This window comes from Tianweitania populi (assembly GCF_014652875.1).
Lineage (GTDB): Bacteria > Pseudomonadota > Alphaproteobacteria > Rhizobiales > Rhizobiaceae > Tianweitania > Tianweitania populi.
On record NZ_BMZQ01000002.1, the window covers coordinates 1,185,426 to 1,203,809 of the forward strand.

16 protein-coding genes and 1 tRNA gene are annotated in these 18,384 nt (G+C 62.5%); 11 read left to right on the plus strand and 6 right to left on the minus strand.

Annotation, left to right across the window (positions count from 1 at the left end; translation table 11 throughout):
- Positions 1-21: 21 nt before the first annotated feature.
- Entirely contained in the window at positions 22-906 is an 885-nt protein-coding gene (gene gluQRS, locus IE166_RS15040) for a tRNA glutamyl-Q(34) synthetase GluQRS (RefSeq protein ID WP_189505240.1), read from the minus strand.
- Positions 907-950: 44 nt separating this feature from the next.
- Here gluQRS and IE166_RS15045 point away from each other — a divergent pair, with 44 nt between their 5' ends.
- Positions 951-1,595 carry a DNA-3-methyladenine glycosylase family protein gene (locus tag IE166_RS15045; RefSeq protein WP_189505242.1) on the plus strand — a complete coding sequence of 215 codons (645 nt, stop codon included), beginning with the start codon at positions 951-953 and terminating at the stop codon, positions 1,593-1,595.
- A gap of 144 nt (positions 1,596-1,739) precedes the next feature.
- Complete coding sequence (locus IE166_RS15050) at positions 1,740-2,297, plus strand: HNH endonuclease (RefSeq protein WP_189505244.1); 558 nt, start codon at positions 1,740-1,742, stop codon at positions 2,295-2,297.
- Between the two features lie 7 nt (positions 2,298-2,304).
- On the opposite strand, the gene IE166_RS15055 is transcribed toward IE166_RS15050, so the two are convergent.
- Entirely contained in the window at positions 2,305-2,829 is a 525-nt protein-coding gene (locus tag IE166_RS15055) for a disulfide bond formation protein B (RefSeq protein WP_385966212.1), read from the minus strand.
- Positions 2,830-3,065: 236 nt separating this feature from the next.
- Here IE166_RS15055 and IE166_RS15060 point away from each other — a divergent pair.
- From IE166_RS15060 to IE166_RS15070, 3 genes are all read left to right on the plus strand, one after another.
- Positions 3,066-3,150 (plus strand) — tRNA-Leu (locus IE166_RS15060).
- Between the two features lie 221 nt (positions 3,151-3,371).
- Positions 3,372-4,364 (plus strand): bifunctional enoyl-CoA hydratase/phosphate acetyltransferase, encoded by a 993-nt coding sequence (locus IE166_RS15065; protein WP_189506039.1) that lies wholly within the window; start codon positions 3,372-3,374, stop codon positions 4,362-4,364.
- On the plus strand, positions 4,361-5,542 hold the full coding sequence (locus IE166_RS15070; RefSeq protein WP_189505248.1) for an acetate/propionate family kinase: 1,182 nt from the start codon (positions 4,361-4,363) through the stop codon (positions 5,540-5,542). Before IE166_RS15065 ends, IE166_RS15070 begins: the two co-directional genes overlap by 4 nt.
- Before the next feature lie 136 nt (positions 5,543-5,678).
- Here IE166_RS15070 and IE166_RS15075 read toward each other — a convergent pair whose 3' ends face one another.
- On the minus strand, positions 5,679-7,457 hold the full coding sequence (locus IE166_RS15075) for a sensor domain-containing phosphodiesterase (protein WP_189505249.1): 1,779 nt from the start codon (positions 7,455-7,457) through the stop codon (positions 5,679-5,681).
- 386 nt (positions 7,458-7,843) lie between these two features.
- Here IE166_RS15075 and IE166_RS15080 point away from each other — a divergent pair, with 386 nt between their 5' ends.
- Positions 7,844-8,065: a hypothetical protein gene (locus IE166_RS15080; protein WP_189505251.1), complete on the plus strand. Its 222-nt coding sequence runs from the start codon at positions 7,844-7,846 to the stop codon at positions 8,063-8,065.
- Between the two features lie 57 nt (positions 8,066-8,122).
- On the opposite strand, the gene IE166_RS15085 is transcribed toward IE166_RS15080, so the two are convergent.
- The 3 genes from IE166_RS15085 to secA form a co-directional block, all read right to left on the minus strand.
- Positions 8,123-9,412 (minus strand): GNAT family N-acetyltransferase, encoded by a 1,290-nt coding sequence (locus IE166_RS15085; RefSeq protein WP_189505253.1) that lies wholly within the window; start codon positions 9,410-9,412, stop codon positions 8,123-8,125.
- Positions 9,413-10,828 (minus strand): lipopolysaccharide biosynthesis protein, encoded by a 1,416-nt coding sequence (locus IE166_RS15090; protein ID WP_189505255.1) that lies wholly within the window; start codon positions 10,826-10,828, stop codon positions 9,413-9,415.
- 443 nt (positions 10,829-11,271) lie between these two features.
- Positions 11,272-14,025 carry a preprotein translocase subunit SecA gene (gene secA, locus IE166_RS15095; protein ID WP_189505264.1) on the minus strand — a complete coding sequence of 918 codons (2,754 nt, stop codon included), beginning with the start codon at positions 14,023-14,025 and terminating at the stop codon, positions 11,272-11,274.
- 288 nt (positions 14,026-14,313) lie between these two features.
- Here secA and IE166_RS15100 point away from each other — a divergent pair, with 288 nt between their 5' ends.
- From IE166_RS15100 to IE166_RS15120, 5 genes are all read left to right on the plus strand, one after another.
- On the plus strand, positions 14,314-15,297 hold the full coding sequence (locus tag IE166_RS15100) for a peptidylprolyl isomerase (RefSeq protein ID WP_189505267.1): 984 nt from the start codon (positions 14,314-14,316) through the stop codon (positions 15,295-15,297).
- Between the two features lie 177 nt (positions 15,298-15,474).
- Complete coding sequence (gene argJ, locus IE166_RS15105) at positions 15,475-16,716, plus strand: bifunctional glutamate N-acetyltransferase/amino-acid acetyltransferase ArgJ (RefSeq protein WP_189505269.1); 1,242 nt, start codon at positions 15,475-15,477, stop codon at positions 16,714-16,716.
- Positions 16,717-16,724: 8 nt separating this feature from the next.
- Positions 16,725-17,525 carry a GNAT family N-acetyltransferase gene (locus IE166_RS15110; RefSeq protein WP_189505270.1) on the plus strand — a complete coding sequence of 267 codons (801 nt, stop codon included), beginning with the start codon at positions 16,725-16,727 and terminating at the stop codon, positions 17,523-17,525.
- Positions 17,522-17,932, plus strand: coding sequence for a (deoxy)nucleoside triphosphate pyrophosphohydrolase (locus tag IE166_RS15115; RefSeq protein ID WP_189505272.1), 411 nt, complete (start codon positions 17,522-17,524; stop codon positions 17,930-17,932). The genes IE166_RS15110 and IE166_RS15115 overlap by 4 nt, the downstream gene beginning before the upstream one ends.
- Positions 17,933-18,058: 126 nt before the next feature.
- Positions 18,059-18,364 (plus strand): hypothetical protein, encoded by a 306-nt coding sequence (locus tag IE166_RS15120; protein ID WP_189505274.1) that lies wholly within the window; start codon positions 18,059-18,061, stop codon positions 18,362-18,364.
- Positions 18,365-18,384 lie beyond the last annotated feature (20 nt).

An 18,384-nucleotide genomic window follows, 5' to 3' on the forward strand; every position in this document is an offset into this window, starting at 1 on the left:
CGAGCGCCTGCTCGACCTGCGTTAAAGGCCGAGCATCGTCCTGATATCGTGTGGCGTGACACCAGCCGCGCGCAGATCGGCAAGCGATGGACTGCCGGCGCTTTTTGACAGCTTGCGGCCCTCGTCATCCAGCACCAGTCGGTGATGATGGTAGGTCGGTTCGGGCAGTTCGAGCAGCACCTGCAACAAGCGGTGCACGGCGGTGGCATGGAACAGGTCGCGCCCGCGCACGACATGGGTGATGCCCTGCAGAGCATCGTCCACCACCACGGCCAGCGTGTAGCTCGCCGGAAACTCCTTTCGCGCTAGCACCACATCGCCCCACGCGGCGGGATCAGCCGCAACTTGCCCGGTTTCGCCGTCGGGACCGTTGCCCGTGTCCGTCCACGACAAAGCGCGGCCAATCCGCTCCCTCGCTGCCTGCATGTCGAGGCGCCAGGCGAACGGCTCACCAGTGTTCATGCGCGCCTGCCGTTCTGCCTCCGGCATTCGCCGCTCATCGCCCGGATAAAGCGGAACCCCATCGGGATCGCGTGGCCACGGCTCACCTGCTGCCTCGGCCTCCGCAATCATCCGCCGAACCTCACCGCGGCTGAGAAAGGCCGGATAGATCAGCCCCATTGCCTTCAGCTGCTCCAACGCGCGTCCGTAATCGGCAAAATGCTCGGACTGCCGCCGCACCGGCTCTTCCCACCGCAAGCCGAGCCAAAGGAGATCCTCATAAATGCCGGCCTCATTCTCCGGCGTGCAGCGGGTGAGGTCCGTGTTTTCAATGCGCAGCAGAAAGCGTCCGGCAACCTCCCGCGCCTCTTCTGCATTCAGGATCGCGGATAAGGCGTGGCCGAGATGCAGCCGTCCGGTCGGGCTTGGTGCAAAGCGGAAGGTGGGGCGGCTGGCAGGCGGCATGGCCGATTGCTAAGCTGCCTTGCCCGAGAAGAAAAGGCTGGCTGATGCGCCACATCGAAACGCTGGAGCATGTCACCGAGGATCTGGACGCCCTGGTTGCTGCCGATCCGCGTCTCGCGCCTGTTCGCTCGGCGGCCGGCGACATTCCGCTGCGGCTCGTACCACCCGGTTTTGCCAGCCTTGCCGGCATCATCACCTCGCAGCAGGTATCACGCGCCAGTGCCGATGCGATCTTTGCCCGCTTCCTGTCTTTGGTCGATCCGCTGACGCCTGAAATCCTGCTGGCAGCACCCGAAAGCGTGTTTCGCGAGGCCGGCCAGTCGCGCGCCAAGCAGCGAACCTTGCTCGCGCTGGCGCGGGCCTGTGTGGACGGCCGCCTCCAGCTCGAAACGATGCGGGAGCGCCCGGCGGAAGCGGCGATTGCGGACCTGACCGCCGTGCCGGGCATCGGTCCATGGACGGCGGAAGTTTATCTGATGTTCTGCGCCGGCCATCCCGACATCTTTCCCGCGCATGATGTCGCGCTGCAAACGGCGGTCGGCCAGGCGCTGCACATCGAGCCGCGTCCATCCGCCAAGGCGCTCGCAAGAATAGCCGACTCGTGGTCGCCCCATCGCTCCGTCGCGGCGCGATTGTTCTGGGCCTATTACGCGGTGATTCGTCGGCGGGATGCGCTTCCTTTGGGGTGAAAACCGGAAGTTCCCGCCGGAAAACCGGCGAAAGCATCAGAATTTTTCCGGCTTTTCCCGGTTTTTTCCCGCTTCACAGCCCTGTCACATCGGGCTTACACTATCGTGGTCAATCGACAGCTTTTCCCAAAGGGAGGTGCGTTAGTGACGATCGCGGTTTCCCCAGACGGGTTGCCAGCGCTGGTGCTCAATGCCGATTATCGGCCTCTGAGCTATTACCCTCTCTCGCTCTGGTCTTGGCAGGATGCGATCAAGGCGGTGTTCCTCGATCGCGTGAACATCGTTGCCGAATATGACCACGAAGTCTCCTCGCCATCCTTCTCGATGCGGCTGCCCAGCGTGGTGTGCCTGAAGAGCTATGTGAAGCCGTCGCGCCATCCGGCCTTTACGCGCTTCAACGTGTTCCTGCGCGATCGCTTCCAGTGCCAATATTGCGGCACGCATGACGATCTGACCTTCGATCACGTCATTCCGCGCAGGTGTGGCGGCACGACGACCTGGGAAAACATCGTCGCGGCCTGTTCGCCGTGCAACTTGAGGAAGGGCGGCATGATGGCGGCGGAGGCCAAGATGTTTCCGCAGCAAAAGCCGTTCGCACCAACCGTGCACGACCTTCACAACAACGGCCGGTTGTTTCCACCCAACTATCTGCACGAAAGCTGGATGGATTACCTCTACTGGGATGTCGAACTGGAGCCTTGAGCCGGCTTCAAGCGCGGCTGCGGGCAAACGCGCCGCGCAGCATGATGATGGCCAGGATCGCAGCGCAGATAGCCTGCCAGCCGGCGAAGGACAGGCCGAGTACCCGCAGGGCGGCCTTGTCGCAGGATGGCGGGATCACGGAATTCAGCGAATCGAGCACGCCGCCCGAAGTACCGGATGTCGCATCCACGGCCACGCCGCAATCGGTCGGGCCGGCCCACCATCCCCATTCCACGCCGGAATGGTAGACGCCGAGATACAGCGCCCAGATCATCAACAGCGCGCCGGCAAGGATCAGCAGCCGTGTCACCAGGGCCGGACCGCGCCGGAACGAGAGGATCACGGCCAGCGCCAGGATCGGCAGGCCGATATAATAAGGGATGCGCTGTTCGTAGCAGAGCTTGCAGGGGATGTAGCCCCCGATCACCTGGAAGCCGACGGCACTGCCGACCGTCACCGCCATGCCCACAAGACCCACAACGGACAGCGTCTTCTGGGTATGTCCAACCGGATCGTTCAGCGCCATGATCATCCTGCCTGTTGGGCGGACTGACACAGCCGCCTGCTCGTTCGCACCCGATTAGGCGCAAAGTTCAAGCCCGGCAATGATCTGCCGCATGGACAGCGCGTCAACAATCATCACCGCTTGCAGGAGTCGGTGATTTTCTCGTGCTTGCAGGCTCCGGATGATCTGGCTTTTCTCAAAAAGCCGTCGTATAGGAACGCGGCCTTTCCCAAGCCGCTTGTCGCCTCGGGAATCTGCACCGTGCGGGTGTGGTGGAACTGGTAGACGCGCCGGACTCAAAATCCGGTTCCGCAAGGAGTGTCGGTTCGATTCCGACCACCCGCACCACTTTTCCTTCCGATCTTAGCAAGTACCCGTTCGTCCCTCATGCGTAGGGTGCCTCGTTGTGCGAAAAACGGGCGCTTGAGCCATGATGCGGACGATTTGTCATCATCGTTGCACCGCCCTTCGCCTTTATAGGGTTGCCTGGAAGGTGAAGCTGCTGCTGCATAAGCGCGGTGGCGGGAGCCTTTGTGATGACGGACTTCTTGAAGAGAATTGGCGGACGGATGCGGAATTTTGACAATGAGGCGCTTTATGGCCAGCCTGGCGAGCATGATCGTTTCCGCCGTTTGATCGAAGCAACGCGTGGCGGCGAGCCGGTGTTGACGGCGATCGCCCATCCTTGCAGCGCCGCCGCCATCAATGCCGCGGTGGAAGCCGTTGATGAAGGCCTGATCCTGCCGATCCTGGTTGGTCCGCGCGATCGCATCGAGGCCGCAGCGCAGGAAGCCGGGCGAGACGTGTCCGACTTTCCTCTGGTGGACGCGCTTCACAGCCACGATTCCGCAACCAAGGCGGTGGAACTGGTGCGCGCGGGCAAGGCCGGGCTGTTGATGAAGGGCTCGCTGCATACGGACGAACTGCTCGGCGCCGTGGTGCCCTCGGCCACCGGTTTGCGTACCGAGCGGCGCATCAGCCACGCCTATATCATGGATGTCGTGGGCTATCCGACGCCGCTGATCATCACCGATGCGGCCATCAATATCGAGCCGGATCTGGCGGTCAAAGCCGACATCATCCGCAACGCGATCGACCTTGCCCGCGTGCTCGGCATGGAGTTGCCTAAGGTCGCGATCCTGTCGGCCGTGGAGGTCGTGAACCCTGCCATGCGCTCGACGCTGGATGCGGCAGCCCTGTGCAAGATGGCCGATCGCGGCCAGATCGAAGGCGGATTGCTCGACGGACCGCTCGCCTTCGACAACGCGGTCAGCGAAGCGGCGGCGGCGGAAAAGGGCATCATCTCGCCGGTGGCGGGCCGTGCCGAAATCCTGGTCGTGCCCAACATCGAGGCAGGCAACATGCTGGCCAAGCAGTTGACCTTCCTTGGCAGCGCCGATGCGGCGGGCGTCGTGCTTGGCGCGCGTGTGCCGATCATCCTCACCAGCCGCGCCGATTCGCTGCGTACCCGGCTGGCATCCTGCGCGGTCGCCGTCCTGATGGCGCGCGCGGCCACCAAGGCTGCACCCGGTCCCTTCTTCCGGCCCACGGACAAGGCATGACGCGCGCCGTCGTCAGCCTGAATGCCGGCTCGTCCAGCATCAAGTTCGCTTTGTTCACGCTGGATGAGACCAACCGGCCGACCTTGTCCGCCGGCGGGCAGATCGAGCAGATCGGCTTGTCGCCCAAGCTGGTGGCTCGCGATGCCGACGGCACGGTGCTGCTCCGGCGCGACTGGGAGAACAACACGTCGCTCGACCATGCTGCGCTCCTCAAGGAACTGTTCGACTGGGGCGTCGATCATCTCGGCGACCGCGAGGTCATCGCGATCGGCCATCGCGTGGTGCATGGCGGCACGCGCTTTGCCGCGCCCTGCTTGATCGATGCCGAGGTGCTGCACGCGCTGGACGATCTGTGTTCGCTGGCGCCGCTGCACCAGCCGCATAACCTCGCCGGCATCCGCGCCGTCAACGCGATCGCGCCGGATCTGCCGCAGATCGCCTGCTTCGACACGGCCTTTCATCACGACCGCGCGGCGGTCGCCACGCGCTTTGCCATTCCGCGCGCGCTGCATGAGCAGGGCATCCGCCGCTACGGCTTTCACGGGCTGTCTTACGAATATATCGCCCGCCGTTTGCGCGAGATCGATCCCGCCATGGCGGAGGGCCGGGTGATCGTCGCGCATCTCGGCAATGGCGCCAGCCTGTGCGGCATCCGTGAAGGGCGCAGTGTGGACACCACGATGGGATTTACGGCGCTGGACGGCTTGATGATGGGCACGCGCTCCGGTGCGATCGATCCCGGCGTCATCCTGCACTTCCAGACGGCGCTCGGCATGAGCGCGGCTGAGGTCGAGGATCTGCTTTACAAGCGCTCCGGTCTGCTGGGCGTGTCCGGCATTTCCAGCGACATGCGGGCGCTGGCGGCCAGCAATGCTGTTGAAGCCGAGGAAGCGATCGAGCTTTTTGCCTGGCGTGCGGCGCGCGAAGCAGGCGGGTTGATGTCGAGCCTGGAAGGGCTGGACGGGCTCGTTTTTACCGCCGGCATCGGCGAAAACAATGCCGGCATCCGCACCCGGATCTGCCAGCGCCTGGCTTGGACCGGTCTTGTTCTGGATGAGGCCGCCAACATTCGCGGCGAGGCGATCATCAGCGCGCCGGAAAGCGCGGTGACGGTGCGCATCATCCGTACCGATGAAGAGCGCATGATCGCGCTGCATACGATCCGCGTGCTCGGCTAGAGCAATTCCAGCAAAAGCGCGAAGCGGTTTTGCGTCCGGAAATTGCGTCTAAACAAAGAGATAGAGCATTGCTGGCGATTCTTCTTTCGCCGGAAATGCTCTAGTCCGCTTCCGCCGCTTGAGGGTAGGCGGTGGATCAGGCCGAAGCGAGGCTGGGCTGATGGGACGTTGTCAGCCAGCTTTCGAAGGCTACCGGCTCCATCGGGCGCCCGAACAGATAGCCCTGCACTTCGTCGCAGCCCCATGCCTTGAGCTGCTCGAAGGTTTCCGGCCGCTCCACGCCTTCGGCCACCATGTGGTAGCCGAGATCGTGGCCGAGCTTGATGACGGTCGGCACCGTCACGGCTGCGTTGGGATCGGTTAGCGCCTGCGCCACCAGCGAGCGGTCGATCTTGAGCGAGCTCGCGGGCAGCGACAGGAGGTAAGCGAGGTTGCTGTAACCGCTGCCGAAATCATCGATCGCCACGCTCACGCCAAGCTCTCGAATTTCTTTCAGCCGCTCGGACGCGATGTGGCTGTTGTCGAGGTTCATGTCCTCGACCACCTCGATTTCGAGCCGGGACGGATCGACTCCGGTGGCGTTCAGCACTTCGGCCAGCCGTGACACGAGATCGTCCTCGAACAGGTTCTTCGATGAAATGTTGAAGGAAACGGACAGGTCGATGCCGGCAGCCTGCCAGGCCGCGATCTGGCGCATCACATTGCGCATCACCCAGTCTGTGACTTCGTGGATCAGGCCGGTCTTGTCCACGAGGGGAAAGAGTTCGGCGGGCGACACAGCACCCCAGCGAGGATGGTTCCAGCGCAGCAGAGCTTCGGCTGCAATACACCGGCCTGAGGCCACATCGATCCTAGGTTGGTAAACGAGGTAAAGCTGCTTGTGCGATCGAAGCGCTTCCGGCAGGTCGGACAAGAGGCTGTACATGCGCTTTTGCGCTGTGTCCTGATCGACATTGTAGGTGGCGAATAGGCTCTCGCTCAAACGCGCTTCGCGGGCAGCCGACAGAACCGTACGTAGCACATCGGGCGATGCCATTTCCATCAAGCCGGCTCGGCGCAAGCCAAAGCAAGGGTTGAGCGCAGACGGCGTTCCACGGCTGGTGACAAGCGGCTCACGCAGATCGTCGTCAAGCTGGTTGATCAACGCCTGCGGTTCGTCGTCGAGGTCTTCCAGCATGAAGACAAGGTAAGCACCGCCCACATGATAAATGGTGCGGTTGGTCAGACGACGCTTCAGAATGGCCGCTGCGTGACGGACCTGTTCGTTGTAAAAGTCGATGCCGAGCGCGCCGATCACGTCTTCCGCGTGGCGATTGTCGATCACGTCGACCAGCACGATCCAACATTTGCTGCTTGGGTCAGCCCTCACCATGTCCTGCAGGCTAAGCAGGAACTGAATGCGATTGGGCAAGCGGGTGAGGGGATCGACACGGCCAATTGCGCGGTCGCTCTTCACCTGGATCATGACAACTGCAGCAAGATCTTCCAGCATGCGGATCTGATCGGGGGTGAAGCTGCGCTGCTTGATGTCGAACAAGCACAGGGTGCCAATCGCAAAGCCGTCATGCGTCATGAGCGGCGCGCCGGCATAGAAGCGAAGCGCTGGTCCGCCAATCACATCCTGCAAACCGCAGAACCGGTCGTCGCCCAGCGCATTCTCCACCACGGTGGTCTTCTTCGTGGCGATCGGCACGCGGCAAAAGGACTGGTCAGGCGTGTTTTCCTGCCGGTCGGTGCCAAGATGCGATTTGAACCATTGGCGCTGACCATCCATGAAGGTGATCAGAACAACTGGTACGTCGAATACTTCCTGCGCTATGCGGGCGATCCGGTCGTAGGCTTCCTGGTTGCTCGTGTCGTCCATGACCGCGAGATCTCGAACAACCTCCAGACGTTGCGGATCCTGCGGCGACATGACCTTCCTCTGTTGAGCTGCGCCTGAAGCCAGCCATCATAACTGACCCCTATCAGAGCAGCCATGAACAGGTAGTTGATTGCGATCACCTGATTCAGGCTGTTTCTCCGGTTATGTCCCATAAAGATCCCTTACCCCCAAACTCGCGCCTAGTCCTTTCGAGCGGGGTGACTCTTTTTCGGCCAGGAGTCACAAAATCATAATCGTCCGGTCCGGAAAAAGCCGGAATGCCGGGCTACATACCGGATGTTCCCGCGGCGAGCCGTGAAAGGCAGAAGCGAGAACGATTTGCAAACAGTTTAGAAATGTTCCTGCCGAGTTAATCTTTGGGCATGAACATCATACGAGACTGTATCAGGAATAAGCGATGTGAAGAGGAGGACGTCATGGCGCCGCCCAGTAGAAGCATCCAAGACGTAGTTGATCAGTACCTTTTGTCCAGGCGTTCCAAACTGTCGGCAATTTCAACCGCCGACGCGACCCGAGCGATCAAATCCGTTCTGCCGGCCTCGTCGGTCAGCGATCGGGAAATCGAGGATCTGATTGTTGCCTCGGCCGCTCATCGCGGCATGGCGCTGCATTTCGATCTGCCCCGTACTGCAGCCTAAGCGGCACGGCGGAGGTGGGAGGGTGTTCCTCCCCATCAAATTCGTATCGGGCGGCGCTTAACGGCGCCGCCCGATCAGTTTGCGGATGCGGTTGCGCACCAGGCGCGCCATGTTGCGGCTTTCGCGATACAAATGGATCTGCTGCGCGGCCTGCCGCACATGGCGGTCCGTATCCGGCGTCAGGCCGATGATCATCGTTCCGAACTGCGCGCGCTCGCTCCAGATGCGGCTCATCACGGGATGATCGGGCACGGCGCAGGAATCGGTTGCCTGGATGTTGGGATCGTCGAGATGGGTGCGCGTCACTTCCATCGCCAGCAGCGTGCCGGGCGAGAAGGCCGAGTAAGTTTCGTCATAGGCCGTCTTCCAGGTGTAAGCGACGCCGTTTTCGATGAACACCAGCAGCACTGCGATCGGCTTGTCGTCGAGCGACAAAACATGGGCGCGGCAATTGTCGGCTTCCGACAGGCGATAAACAGCTTCGCGCGCAAAGGCGGCACGGTAGCGGTCGGCGGCCATGGCAGAGCGCTCGCGGCCCTTCCAGCCGTCCATTTCCAGCGTCAGGAAGGCTTCGGTGGCAATGCGAACATCGTCAGGCTGGCGGTGAATGGCGTAATCGAGCTTGCCCTTTTCGCCCAGCCGCCGCTTCAAGCGCTTGAACTCGCGGAAATGATGGGCGCTCAGCGCGCGCTTGAGATAGGCGTCGCCTTCCAACTCGCTTTGCAGATAAGGCCGCTCCACCCGGTCCACGATGTCGAGCGGCAGGTTGCGGGTTTCGCTGACATGGCGGAAAAGGCCGGCCACCGGGCCATCGAGCCGGATATCCGGCAAAACGAAAGCCTTGGGGAAGTTCAGATGAGGCCGCGCCAGCATGGCCAGGAAGTCCTCGATTACGCCGATCGGATCGTCGCGGTCGATCAGCGGCGTGCCGAGCGGTCCGAACGGATTGGCCCAGCTGCGCAAAACGGGCACCGCAAGCGGCACGCCGGGACGCTCGATGGAGAAGGGCAAAAGGAAGCGCAAACGGCTGTCGTCGCCTTCGCCGTCGCGCATCACGGCCAGCCTGATTTCGCGGTCTTCCAGGCGCGGCATGGCTGGCGCGAGAAAGCGCGGATTGAAGAAAACGTTGGGTTCAACCGTGCGGGCGCACAGGTGGTCGAGCTCATCCACCAGGTCGAAGCCGGCTGCGGCGGGATAGATCGCGAGACGGCGCAGCGGGCGAACGGGCCCCATGTTTTCGATCTGCTCGCCGTGGTTGGTCAGGCGCGGCGTGAAGCCTGCCAGCTGGGCGATCATCGAGCCGGAGCTGGATGTGCTGAGTTCTTCCAGGATCGGGGTCGCGGCCATCTATGAACTCCTGCCGCGTGCCGGCGTGGCCTGGAAGCCGATCACCATCACCAACCCCAGCTTGATCCAGACGACAATCGCCAGCGCGATCGCCTCGAAGATCATTGCAGCGGAGGTGGCGACGGCTGCGCCCCAAAGCCCGATCTGTGGAATGAGAAGCGCGTTGCAGGTCAGGTTGACCGCAAGCGTCGCCGCATAAACGCCGGCGCAGATATTTTGTTGCCCGCTCATCGTCAGCAGGCTTTCCGCCGGCCCGACGCTGGCGCGCGCCATGACGCCTGCTACCAGAACGAACAGAAGCGGATAGCCGGCGGTGAATTCTTCGCCGAACAGCAAAAGCAGCGGCCAGCCGGCCGCGAGCACGAACAGGCCCATGCCGACCGACGGCCAAAAGGTCCAGGCCACGGTCTCGCGCGCGAAATCGGCCAGCCGGCGGTTCTCGCCGGCATGGATGAGCTGCGCATAACGCTGTGCCGCGCCCGTTTTCACGGCGAAATACACGAAGTGCACCAGCGCCAGTGTTTTCACCGTCGCATAATAGATCGCGACATCATGCGGCTCGAGATAGAAGCCGACCACCAGCACGTCCGCATTGGTGAGAAGGAACGTGAAGCCTTCGATCAGGAAGATCGGCAGGGACACGGCCAGCCATGTCCGCATGTCGATATGACGCGAACCGCGGCCTGCAACGCGATCGGCCGGGCCGGTTACGCTCAGCACCTGGTAAAGCGCCGTCGCGTAGGTCGCGGCGATGGCGGCGATCAGCGAGGTTCGCGCATCGGGCTCCCAGCCGGCAAGCAGCAGGCCGGCCATGAACACGAGCAGCAAAGTCGGGCGCACGACATAAGCGGGTGCGAGTGCGGCGACTGCCCAGGCATTGGCGCGGGCGATGCCTTGCAGCGTGTCGGACAATGCGATCATCGGCAGCATCACGATGCCGAGCGCGAAGGGTACGATGTAATACGGTTCGACCGAGCCGGAAAAAAGGTACAAGCCCAGCGCGCCGAGAGCGGCGATCGAGCTGGATGCGACCAGCGTAAAGATGCGGCTGCCGAACAGGATGCCGCGCAGATGATCCGGCCGATCCGTTTCGCGATATTCCGGAATGAAGCGGATCACCGCCGTGTGGAAGCCGAAGCAGGAAAGGTTGCCGAGAATTACCACGGCGACCCAGACCAGCACGAAGATGCCGTATTCGAAAGACCCCATCCAGCGGGCCATGAAGACCTGGCTGATGAAGGCGATGGCCGCGCTCAAGATGCGGATGGCGAAGGCGATCAGCGAAATGCGGCCAGCCTGATCGCGCGCATCGCGCGGGATCAACAAGGCGTCGACCTGGTCGAGCAAGGGACGAGCCCGGCTCGCCAATCGCTCCGGCAGGAAGCGCTCGGCCGTCGTTGCCGCCGAAAAACGCACACACATACTCCGACTTCGATGGTCTTTTCTCTAGCGCGGAGTCTTTAAAAAACGGTTCGGGCTAGATCGATGGAGCATCCATCCGTGGATGGGACGGTGCGACGTTCAGCGTTGACACCCCCACCCCTTACCCCTCCCCTCAAGGGGGAGGGGGGACTGAGGCCTCGCGCTGGGTGGGACCGCGGTCAGAAGCGCCACGATGAGGCTTGGTGGTGATACTGCAGGTGAAGCGCAAAGATGCCAGCCAGGTGGCAAGGGCCGAAGTAATGCACCACGATGACGCCTCCCTCCCCCTTGAGGGGAGGGATAAAGGGTGGGGGTAACAACCTTTCCACCGCCACGACGACTCCCGCCAAGGATCTTGCCGTCCGCCAACCCGCCCCAACCGCGCAACAAAAAACCGGCCCTTTCGAGCCGGTTTCTTATTCGTCCATCACTACGTCTCAGGCGAACGTGCCGTGGCAGTGCTTGTATTTCTTGCCCGAACCGCAGGGGCAGAGCTCGTTGCGGCCGACCTTGCCCCAGGTGGATTGGTCGTTGGGGTCGCGATCTTCCGGGGCAACCACGCGGGTGTCTTCGCGCTCGATCAGCGCCAGATCGCCGCCGCCCTGATAGACTTCGCTCTCGTTGAAGTCGTCCTCGCCGGTGGTCGCGTCGATATGCTCGCCGAACATGCGTGGGGCATCCGGCAGCGGCTCTTCGGCGGCCTGGCGCACCAGTTCCACGCGCATCATCTGGCTGGTCACGACCTCGCGCAGATTGGCGAGCAGGGCCTGGAACAGCTCGAAGGACTCGCTCTTATATTCGTTGAGCGGATCGCGCTGAGCATAACCGCGCAGGCCCACGGCCGAACGCAGATGATCGAGATTGACGAGATGCTCGCGCCACAGATGGTCGAGCGTCTGCAGCAGGATCGACTTCTCGACATAAGCCAGCACGTCCGGGCCGAAACGCTCTTCGCGCGCCTTGGCGGCAGCTTCGGCTGCTTCGGTGATGCGGGCGTGGATGTCGTCTTCAGCAATGCCTTCTTCGGCCGCCCAGTCCACAATCGGCAGATCGAGGTTCAGCCCTTCGCGCACGGCCTCCTGCAGGCCCGCCACGTCCCACTGCTCGGCATAGGCCGTTTCGGGGATGTGCTTGGCGACCAGTGCGTCGATCACCTCTTCGCGCATTTCCTTGACGACTTCGCCGAGTTCCTCGCCGCCTTCCATCATCTCGATGCGCTGTTCGAACACCACCTTGCGCTGGTCGTTCATGACATCATCGTATTTCAGGACGTTCTTGCGCATGTCGAAGTTGCGGGCTTCGACCTTCTTCTGCGCCTTTTCCAGAGCCTTGTTGATCCAGGGATGGATGATGGCCTCGTCTTCCTTGAGGCCGAGGCGTTGCAGCATGGAATCCATGCGGTCGGAGCCGAAGATGCGCATCAGGTCGTCCTGAAGCGAAAGGTAGAACTTCGAGCGGCCCGGATCGCCCTGGCGACCGGAGCGGCCGCGCAGCTGGTTGTCGATGCGGCGCGACTCATGGCGCTCGGTGGCCAGCACATAAAGGCCGCCTGCAGCGATCGCGATTTCCTTCAAACGCTTGATGTCGTCCTTGATCGCCTGCTCGGCCGCATCACGCTCCGGACCGGCTTCCATGTCGCCGAGTTCCTGCGCAATGCGCATATCGGCATTGCCGCCGAGCTGGATGTCGGTGCCGCGTCCGGCCATGTTGGTGGCGATGGTGATGGCGCCCGGCGCACCGGCCTGGGCAACAATGGTCGCTTCCTGCTCGTGGTGGCGGGCGTTGAGGACCTGGAAGCCCTTCACGCCGTCCTTGCGCAGCCGCTCGGCCAGCAGTTCCGACTTCTCGATGGAGGTCGTGCCCACGAGGATCGGCTGCTTCTTCTCGGCCGCCGCCTTGATCTCGCGCACGATCGCCCGGTACTTTTCCTCGACCGTACGATAAACCTCGTCGTCCTCGTCCAGACGCTGCACGGGCAGGTTGGTCGGCACTTCGACCACTTCGAGATTGTAGATGTTGCCGAATTCTTCCGCTTCCGTTGCCGCCGTGCCGGTCATGCCGGCCAGCTTCTTGTACATGCGGAAGTAGTTCTGGAAGGTGATCGAAGCCAGCGTCTGGTTCTCGGGCTGAACCTGGACGTGTTCCTTGGCTTCCAGCGCCTGGTGCAGGCCTTCCGAATAGCGGCGGCCCGGCATCATGCGGCCGGTGAATTCGTCGATGATGACGATTTCGTCGTTGCGGACGATGTAGTCCTTGTCGCGCTGGAACAGGCGATGGGCCTTCAGCGCGTTGTTGACGTGGTGGACGATCGAGACATTCTCGATGTCGTAGAGCGAGTCACCCTTCAACAGGCCGGCCGCGCTCAGCATGGTCTCGATCTTTTCCGTGCCTTCTTCGGTGAAGATCGCGGTGCGCTGCTTTTCATCGACCTCGTAATCGGCCGCTTCGAGCTGCGGCATGAAGCCGTCGACGGCGAGATAAAGGTCGGACTTGTCTTCGAGCGGGCCGGAAATGATCAGCGGCGTGCGCGCTTCGTCGACCAGGATCGAGTCCACTTCGTCGACGATGGAATAGTTATGACCGCGCTGCACCATCTGCGCGCGCTCATATTTCATGTTGTCGCGCAGATAATCGAAGCCGAGCTCGTTGTTCGTGCCGTAGGTCACGTCGCAGGCATAGGCCGCCTTGCGCTGCTCGTCGGAAAGCCCGTGCACGATGATGCCGGTGGACAGGCCGAGGAAGGAATAAAGGCGGCCCATCTGTTCGGCGTCGCGGCTGGCCAGATAGTCGTTGACCGTCACGACATGCACGCCCTTGCTTTCAAGGGCGTTGAGATAGACCGGCAGGGTGGCGACCAGCGTCTTGCCTTCACCGGTGCGCATTTCGGCGATGTCGCCTTCATGCAGAACCATGCCGCCGATCAGCTGCACGTCGAAATGACGCATGCCGAACACGCGCTTGGACGCCTCGCGAACCGTGGCGAAAGCCGGAACCAGGATGTCGTCGAGCGAACGGCCAGCAGCGATCTGCGCCCTGAACTCGTCCGTGCGCGCCCGCAGGGCTTCATCGGACAAGCCGGACAGTTCCGGCTCCAGCGCGTTGATCGCGGCTACTTTGGAACTGAATCCTTTGACGCGACGATCATTGGACGATCCGAAAATCTTGCGGGCAAAGCCGCCGAAGCTGACCATCCTGTGGTCCTTTCAATCGTAAACCGCGAAGGCGAGGCCGGGTTGCCCCGTTTCCACCCGATCCGTCTCGGCAATCATATGGAAGTGAAGCGGAATGAACGAAATGGGCGCCTGAATCCGTTCTGGACGCAAAGTTGTGCGAGAGATAAGAGGGGGCCCGAGCGATGTCAACGCTGCGCGAAGTGCACTGGTCGACCTTGAATTCCGACACATTTGATGTGGCTGAGTTCACGAAGGGCGGTTAGCGAAGCGACCGTCACACGAGTTTTCCTTCCTGGAGATGACTTCATGTCTTTTTCTTTCCACCGTCCGCTGGCGGCCGCGCTCCTGACCGGAGCTCTTCTTGCCAGCACCAGCTTCGGCGCGCTGGCCCAGAGTGATGCCGTTGTTGCAACGGTGAATGGTCAGCAGATCACCGAAGCACAGCTGACCCTGGCCGAAAGCGATCTGGATCCGCAGTTCGCGCAGCTGCCGCCGGAACAGAAGCGGGCCGCCGCTTTGTCGGCGCTGATCGAAATCAAGCTGCTGTCGGCAAAGGCCGAGGCCGATGGCCTGGCCGAGAAGCCTGAGTTCAAGCAGCGCATGGAATTCCTGCGCCAGCGCGCGCTTCATAGCGCCGTTGTGGAGCAGGACATCGCGGCCGGCGTGACCGATGACGCGATCCGCGCCCGCTACGACCAGGAAATCGCCAAGCAGCCGGCGGTCAACGAGGTTCATGCCCGCCACATCCTGGTGAAGACCAAGGAAGAAGCCGACGCTGTCATCAAGCAGCTCGATGAGGGCGGCAACTTCGAAGCTATCGCCAAGGAGAAGTCGACCGATGGCGCGGCAGCGCAGGGCGGCGATCTCGGCTATTTCGGCCCGAACCAGATGGTGCCTGAGTTCGAAAAGGCGGCCTTCGCGCTCGAGCCCGGCCAGTACACCAAGACGCCGGTGCAGACGCAGTTCGGCTTCCACGTCATCAAGGTGGAAGACAAGCGCGAACAGCAGCCGCCGGCTTTCGAGCAGGTGAAGGATCAGGTTCGCTCGCTGCTTTTGCGCGACAACTACCTGAAGCTGGTTCGTGATCTGCGCGGGTCCGCCGATGTGCAGATCCCCGATGCGGCCTTGAAGGCGACGGTGGATTCCATCGACAAGGCCCAGGCTGGCCAGCCCGGCGGTGACGCTGCTGGCGAGGCGCCGGCAGACGCGGCTCCGGCTGGTGACACGCCCGCAGGCGACGCGCCGGCTACGGACACCCCGGCTGAAGAAGCGCCGGCCACGCAGCAGTAAGCTCGGGCCAACTGGACGATATCGAAAGGGCGCCTTCGGGTGCCCTTTTCCTTTGTCGCGGCATGGCGGCGAAGCCTGCCTCGCACAGGGAAATGCCCCGCAGCGTCTTGCGCGCGGCAAGCCCATGCGCCAAACGGAACGCAGTCGATCCTGAGACCGCTTGTTTCGAGGCAGATCATGTCCACCACCATCTCCCCGCTCGCTCCGAAAAGCTTTCCCGATATGCCTGATATCGAAGGCGTGCGGATCGCCACCGCGCAGGCTGGCATAAAGTACAAGAACCGCACTGACCTCCTTGTGATGGTGTTCGATGAGGGGACTGCCGCCGCCGGCGTTTTCACGCGCTCGCGCTGCCCGTCCGCTCCGGTGGATCTGTGCCGACAGAATCTCAGCAACGGAACCGCGCGCGTGCTGGTGGTCAATTCCGGCAACGCCAACGCCTTCACGGGCAAAAAGGGTCGCGAAACCACGCAGGCGACCGCAAAGGCCGCTGCGGCTGCGGCCGGCTGCGACGAGGCAAACGTGTTTCTGGCATCCACCGGCGTGATCGGAGAGCCGCTCGATCCTGCCCGCTTTACCCATCTGCTGGGCGATCTCGCTTCATCCGCCGAGCCGTCGCTGTGGGCCGATGCCGGCAAGGCGATCATGACCACCGATACCTATCCAAAATATGCCACGCGCACGGTCGATCTCGGCGGCACGGCCGTGACAATCAACGGTATCGCGAAGGGTGCCGGCATGATCGCGCCGGATATGGCGACCATGCTGTCCTTCGTCGCCACCGATGCGCCGATCGCCGCACCCGTGTTGCAGGCGATGTTGTCGCAAGCCGTTTCCGGCACCTTCAACGCGGTAACCGTCGACAGCGACACGTCCACCAGCGATACGCTGATGCTGTTTGCCACCGGCAAGGCCGCTGGCCGGGGTGCCCCAGCGATCGATACAACCGACGATCCGCGTCTCGATGCCTTCAAGGCCGCTTTGGCCGATCTCCTGAAAGTCCTGGCGCTTCAGGTCGTGCGTGACGGCGAGGGCGCACGCAAGGAGGTCGAGATCACCGTCACGGGTGCTGAAAGCGACCAGTCCGCCAAGCGCATCGCGCTCTCCATCGCCAACTCGCCGCTGGTGAAAACGGCGGTGGCCGGCGAAGACGCCAACTGGGGCCGCGTCGTCATGGCCGTCGGCAAATCCGGTGAACCGGCCGACCGCGATCGCTTGGCCATTTCCTTCGGCGACATCCGCGTCGCGCATGAGGGCGAACGCGATCCCGCCTATTCGGAAGCCGCGACATCCGCCTATATGAAGAGTGACGAGATCCTGATCACCGTCGATATCGGGCTGGGCGACGGCAAGGCGACCGTCTGGACCTGCGATCTCACCAAGGAATATGTCGCCATCAACGGTGATTACCGGTCTTAGGAATACCTATGCCAGATCATCTTCCGGATCGCTCATTGCATCTTGGCCTCGTGCGCCGCTTCGAAGCCGCGGGATTTCGCGCGTGGCCGGCTGCGGATGTGCAATATGACGGCACCTGGGTGATCCGGCTCACGCCCGGCCATGACGCCAAACGCTTGAACTCGGTCAATCCGCTCGATCCTGGCGACCTGCACGATCTGGACAATCGCATCGCGCGGGCTGCCGAACGCTTCACCGCCGCCGGCCGGCCGCTCACCTTTCGCTTGTCGCCGCTGGCCGGCGAAAAGCTCGAGGCGCATTTCGATGCCGCTGGCTGGGACACGATCCGGCCTTCGCTGGTGATGGCGCTTGGTCTGGAAGGCGACACGCCGGTTGGCGATGCGATGGACCAGATCCCGCTGAAAGATGTCGATCGCTTCATCACCGCAGCGCTCGAAGTGCACGGGCTCGGTCCGGCGCGTGCACCGGGTCTCACCGACATCATTCGCGCTATCGAACCGGAAGTCGGTTTATTCGCGCTTGAAGCCGAGGATCATCCGCTGGCGTCCGCAATCTGCGTTCAGGATCGCGATCTCGCCGGCCTGTTCGAGGTCGCGACCCATGTGAAGGTTCGCGGCCAGGGCTACGGCCGCCGTGTTGTTCTGTCAGCCTTGAAATGGGCCAAGCTGCGCGGTGCCAAGCTCGCCTGGTTGCAGGTCGAAGCCAACAACGAAGTCGCCATCAAGCTCTACCGGTCGATCGGTTTTGAAGCGGTGTACGGCTATCATTATCGCCGCCCGCAAGGGGCTGTCGCGGAAGCCGAAGCATGAGCGACACCAAGAAGCTCGTTCTGGTTGTCGCCTGCGCTCTGGTGGATTCCGACAACCGCGTGTTGCTGGCACAGCGGCCGGAAGGTAAGTCGCTCGCCGGTTTGTGGGAATTCCCAGGCGGCAAGGTCGAGCTCGGCGAAACGCCTGAGCTGGCGCTGGTGCGCGAGCTGAAGGAAGAGCTGGGCATCGACACCAAGGTGAGTTGCCTCGCGCCGCTGACGTTTGCCAGCCACACCTATGACAGCTTCCATCTGCTGATGCCGCTTTATGTCTGCCGCCGTTACTGGGGCACGCCGCAGCCACTGGAAGCCCAGGCGCTGAAATGGGTACGACCCACCAAGCTGCGCGATTACCCGATGCCGCCCGCCGACGAGCCGTTGATTTCGCATCTTATCGATTTGCTTTGAGGCCGGTCTGGCGCCAATCCTTACCGGCAGGCTTAACAAAGCTTTTAGGCACTCGTGACAATTTGAAGGCAACAGCAGGGCTTAAAACTGCTGACGCCAACAGGAGAGTCAACGATGCGCAGGGATATGAACTTGCCACCGGAGCCGAGCAGGCACGAAGCCTTCTTCTCGGCCTGCCGATCCGTCCTCGTCCGCTCAGCCCTTCTTTTCAGCACGGCCGGCGTGGCGCTGACCCTGTTTCTGGCGCCGATGATGGTGCGGGAAGAGCGGGGCGTCATGGGTAGTGTCGGGGGCAGCAGCGACCTCGATTACACCGCCACCGGCAGCATCAACACACCGGGCACCTACACGGTTCGCCGCAGCGTCCTGTCGCAGAAGCCGGGCGGCGTTTGCGTCATCCGCGACGATGGCCGTCAGGTCGGCGACTGCTGAAACGTCCAAGTCTCTGCTTT

Bases quoted from the DNA above. Each gene is read 5' to 3' on its own strand.
- gluQRS (WP_189505240.1), bottom strand. From the start codon at position 906: ATGCCGCCTGCCAGCCGCCCCACCTTCCGCTTTGCACCAAGCCCGACC.
- IE166_RS15045 (WP_189505242.1), top strand. From the start codon at position 951: ATGCGCCACATCGAAACGCTGGAGCATGTCACCGAGGATCTGGACGCC.
- IE166_RS15055 (WP_385966212.1), bottom strand. From the start codon at position 2,829: ATGATCATGGCGCTGAACGATCCGGTTGGACATACCCAGAAGACGCTG.
- IE166_RS15065 (WP_189506039.1), top strand. From the start codon at position 3,372: ATGCGGAATTTTGACAATGAGGCGCTTTATGGCCAGCCTGGCGAGCAT.
- IE166_RS15070 (WP_189505248.1), top strand. From the start codon at position 4,361: ATGACGCGCGCCGTCGTCAGCCTGAATGCCGGCTCGTCCAGCATCAAG.
- IE166_RS15075 (WP_189505249.1), bottom strand. From the start codon at position 7,457: ATGTCGCCGCAGGATCCGCAACGTCTGGAGGTTGTTCGAGATCTCGCG.
- IE166_RS15080 (WP_189505251.1), top strand. From the start codon at position 7,844: ATGGCGCCGCCCAGTAGAAGCATCCAAGACGTAGTTGATCAGTACCTT.
- IE166_RS15085 (WP_189505253.1), bottom strand. From the start codon at position 9,412: ATGGCCGCGACCCCGATCCTGGAAGAACTCAGCACATCCAGCTCCGGC.
- secA (WP_189505264.1), bottom strand. From the start codon at position 14,025: ATGGTCAGCTTCGGCGGCTTTGCCCGCAAGATTTTCGGATCGTCCAAT.
- IE166_RS15100 (WP_189505267.1), top strand. From the start codon at position 14,314: ATGTCTTTTTCTTTCCACCGTCCGCTGGCGGCCGCGCTCCTGACCGGA.
- argJ (WP_189505269.1), top strand. From the start codon at position 15,475: ATGTCCACCACCATCTCCCCGCTCGCTCCGAAAAGCTTTCCCGATATG.
- IE166_RS15110 (WP_189505270.1), top strand. From the start codon at position 16,725: ATGCCAGATCATCTTCCGGATCGCTCATTGCATCTTGGCCTCGTGCGC.
- IE166_RS15115 (WP_189505272.1), top strand. From the start codon at position 17,522: ATGAGCGACACCAAGAAGCTCGTTCTGGTTGTCGCCTGCGCTCTGGTG.
- IE166_RS15120 (WP_189505274.1), top strand. From the start codon at position 18,059: ATGAACTTGCCACCGGAGCCGAGCAGGCACGAAGCCTTCTTCTCGGCC.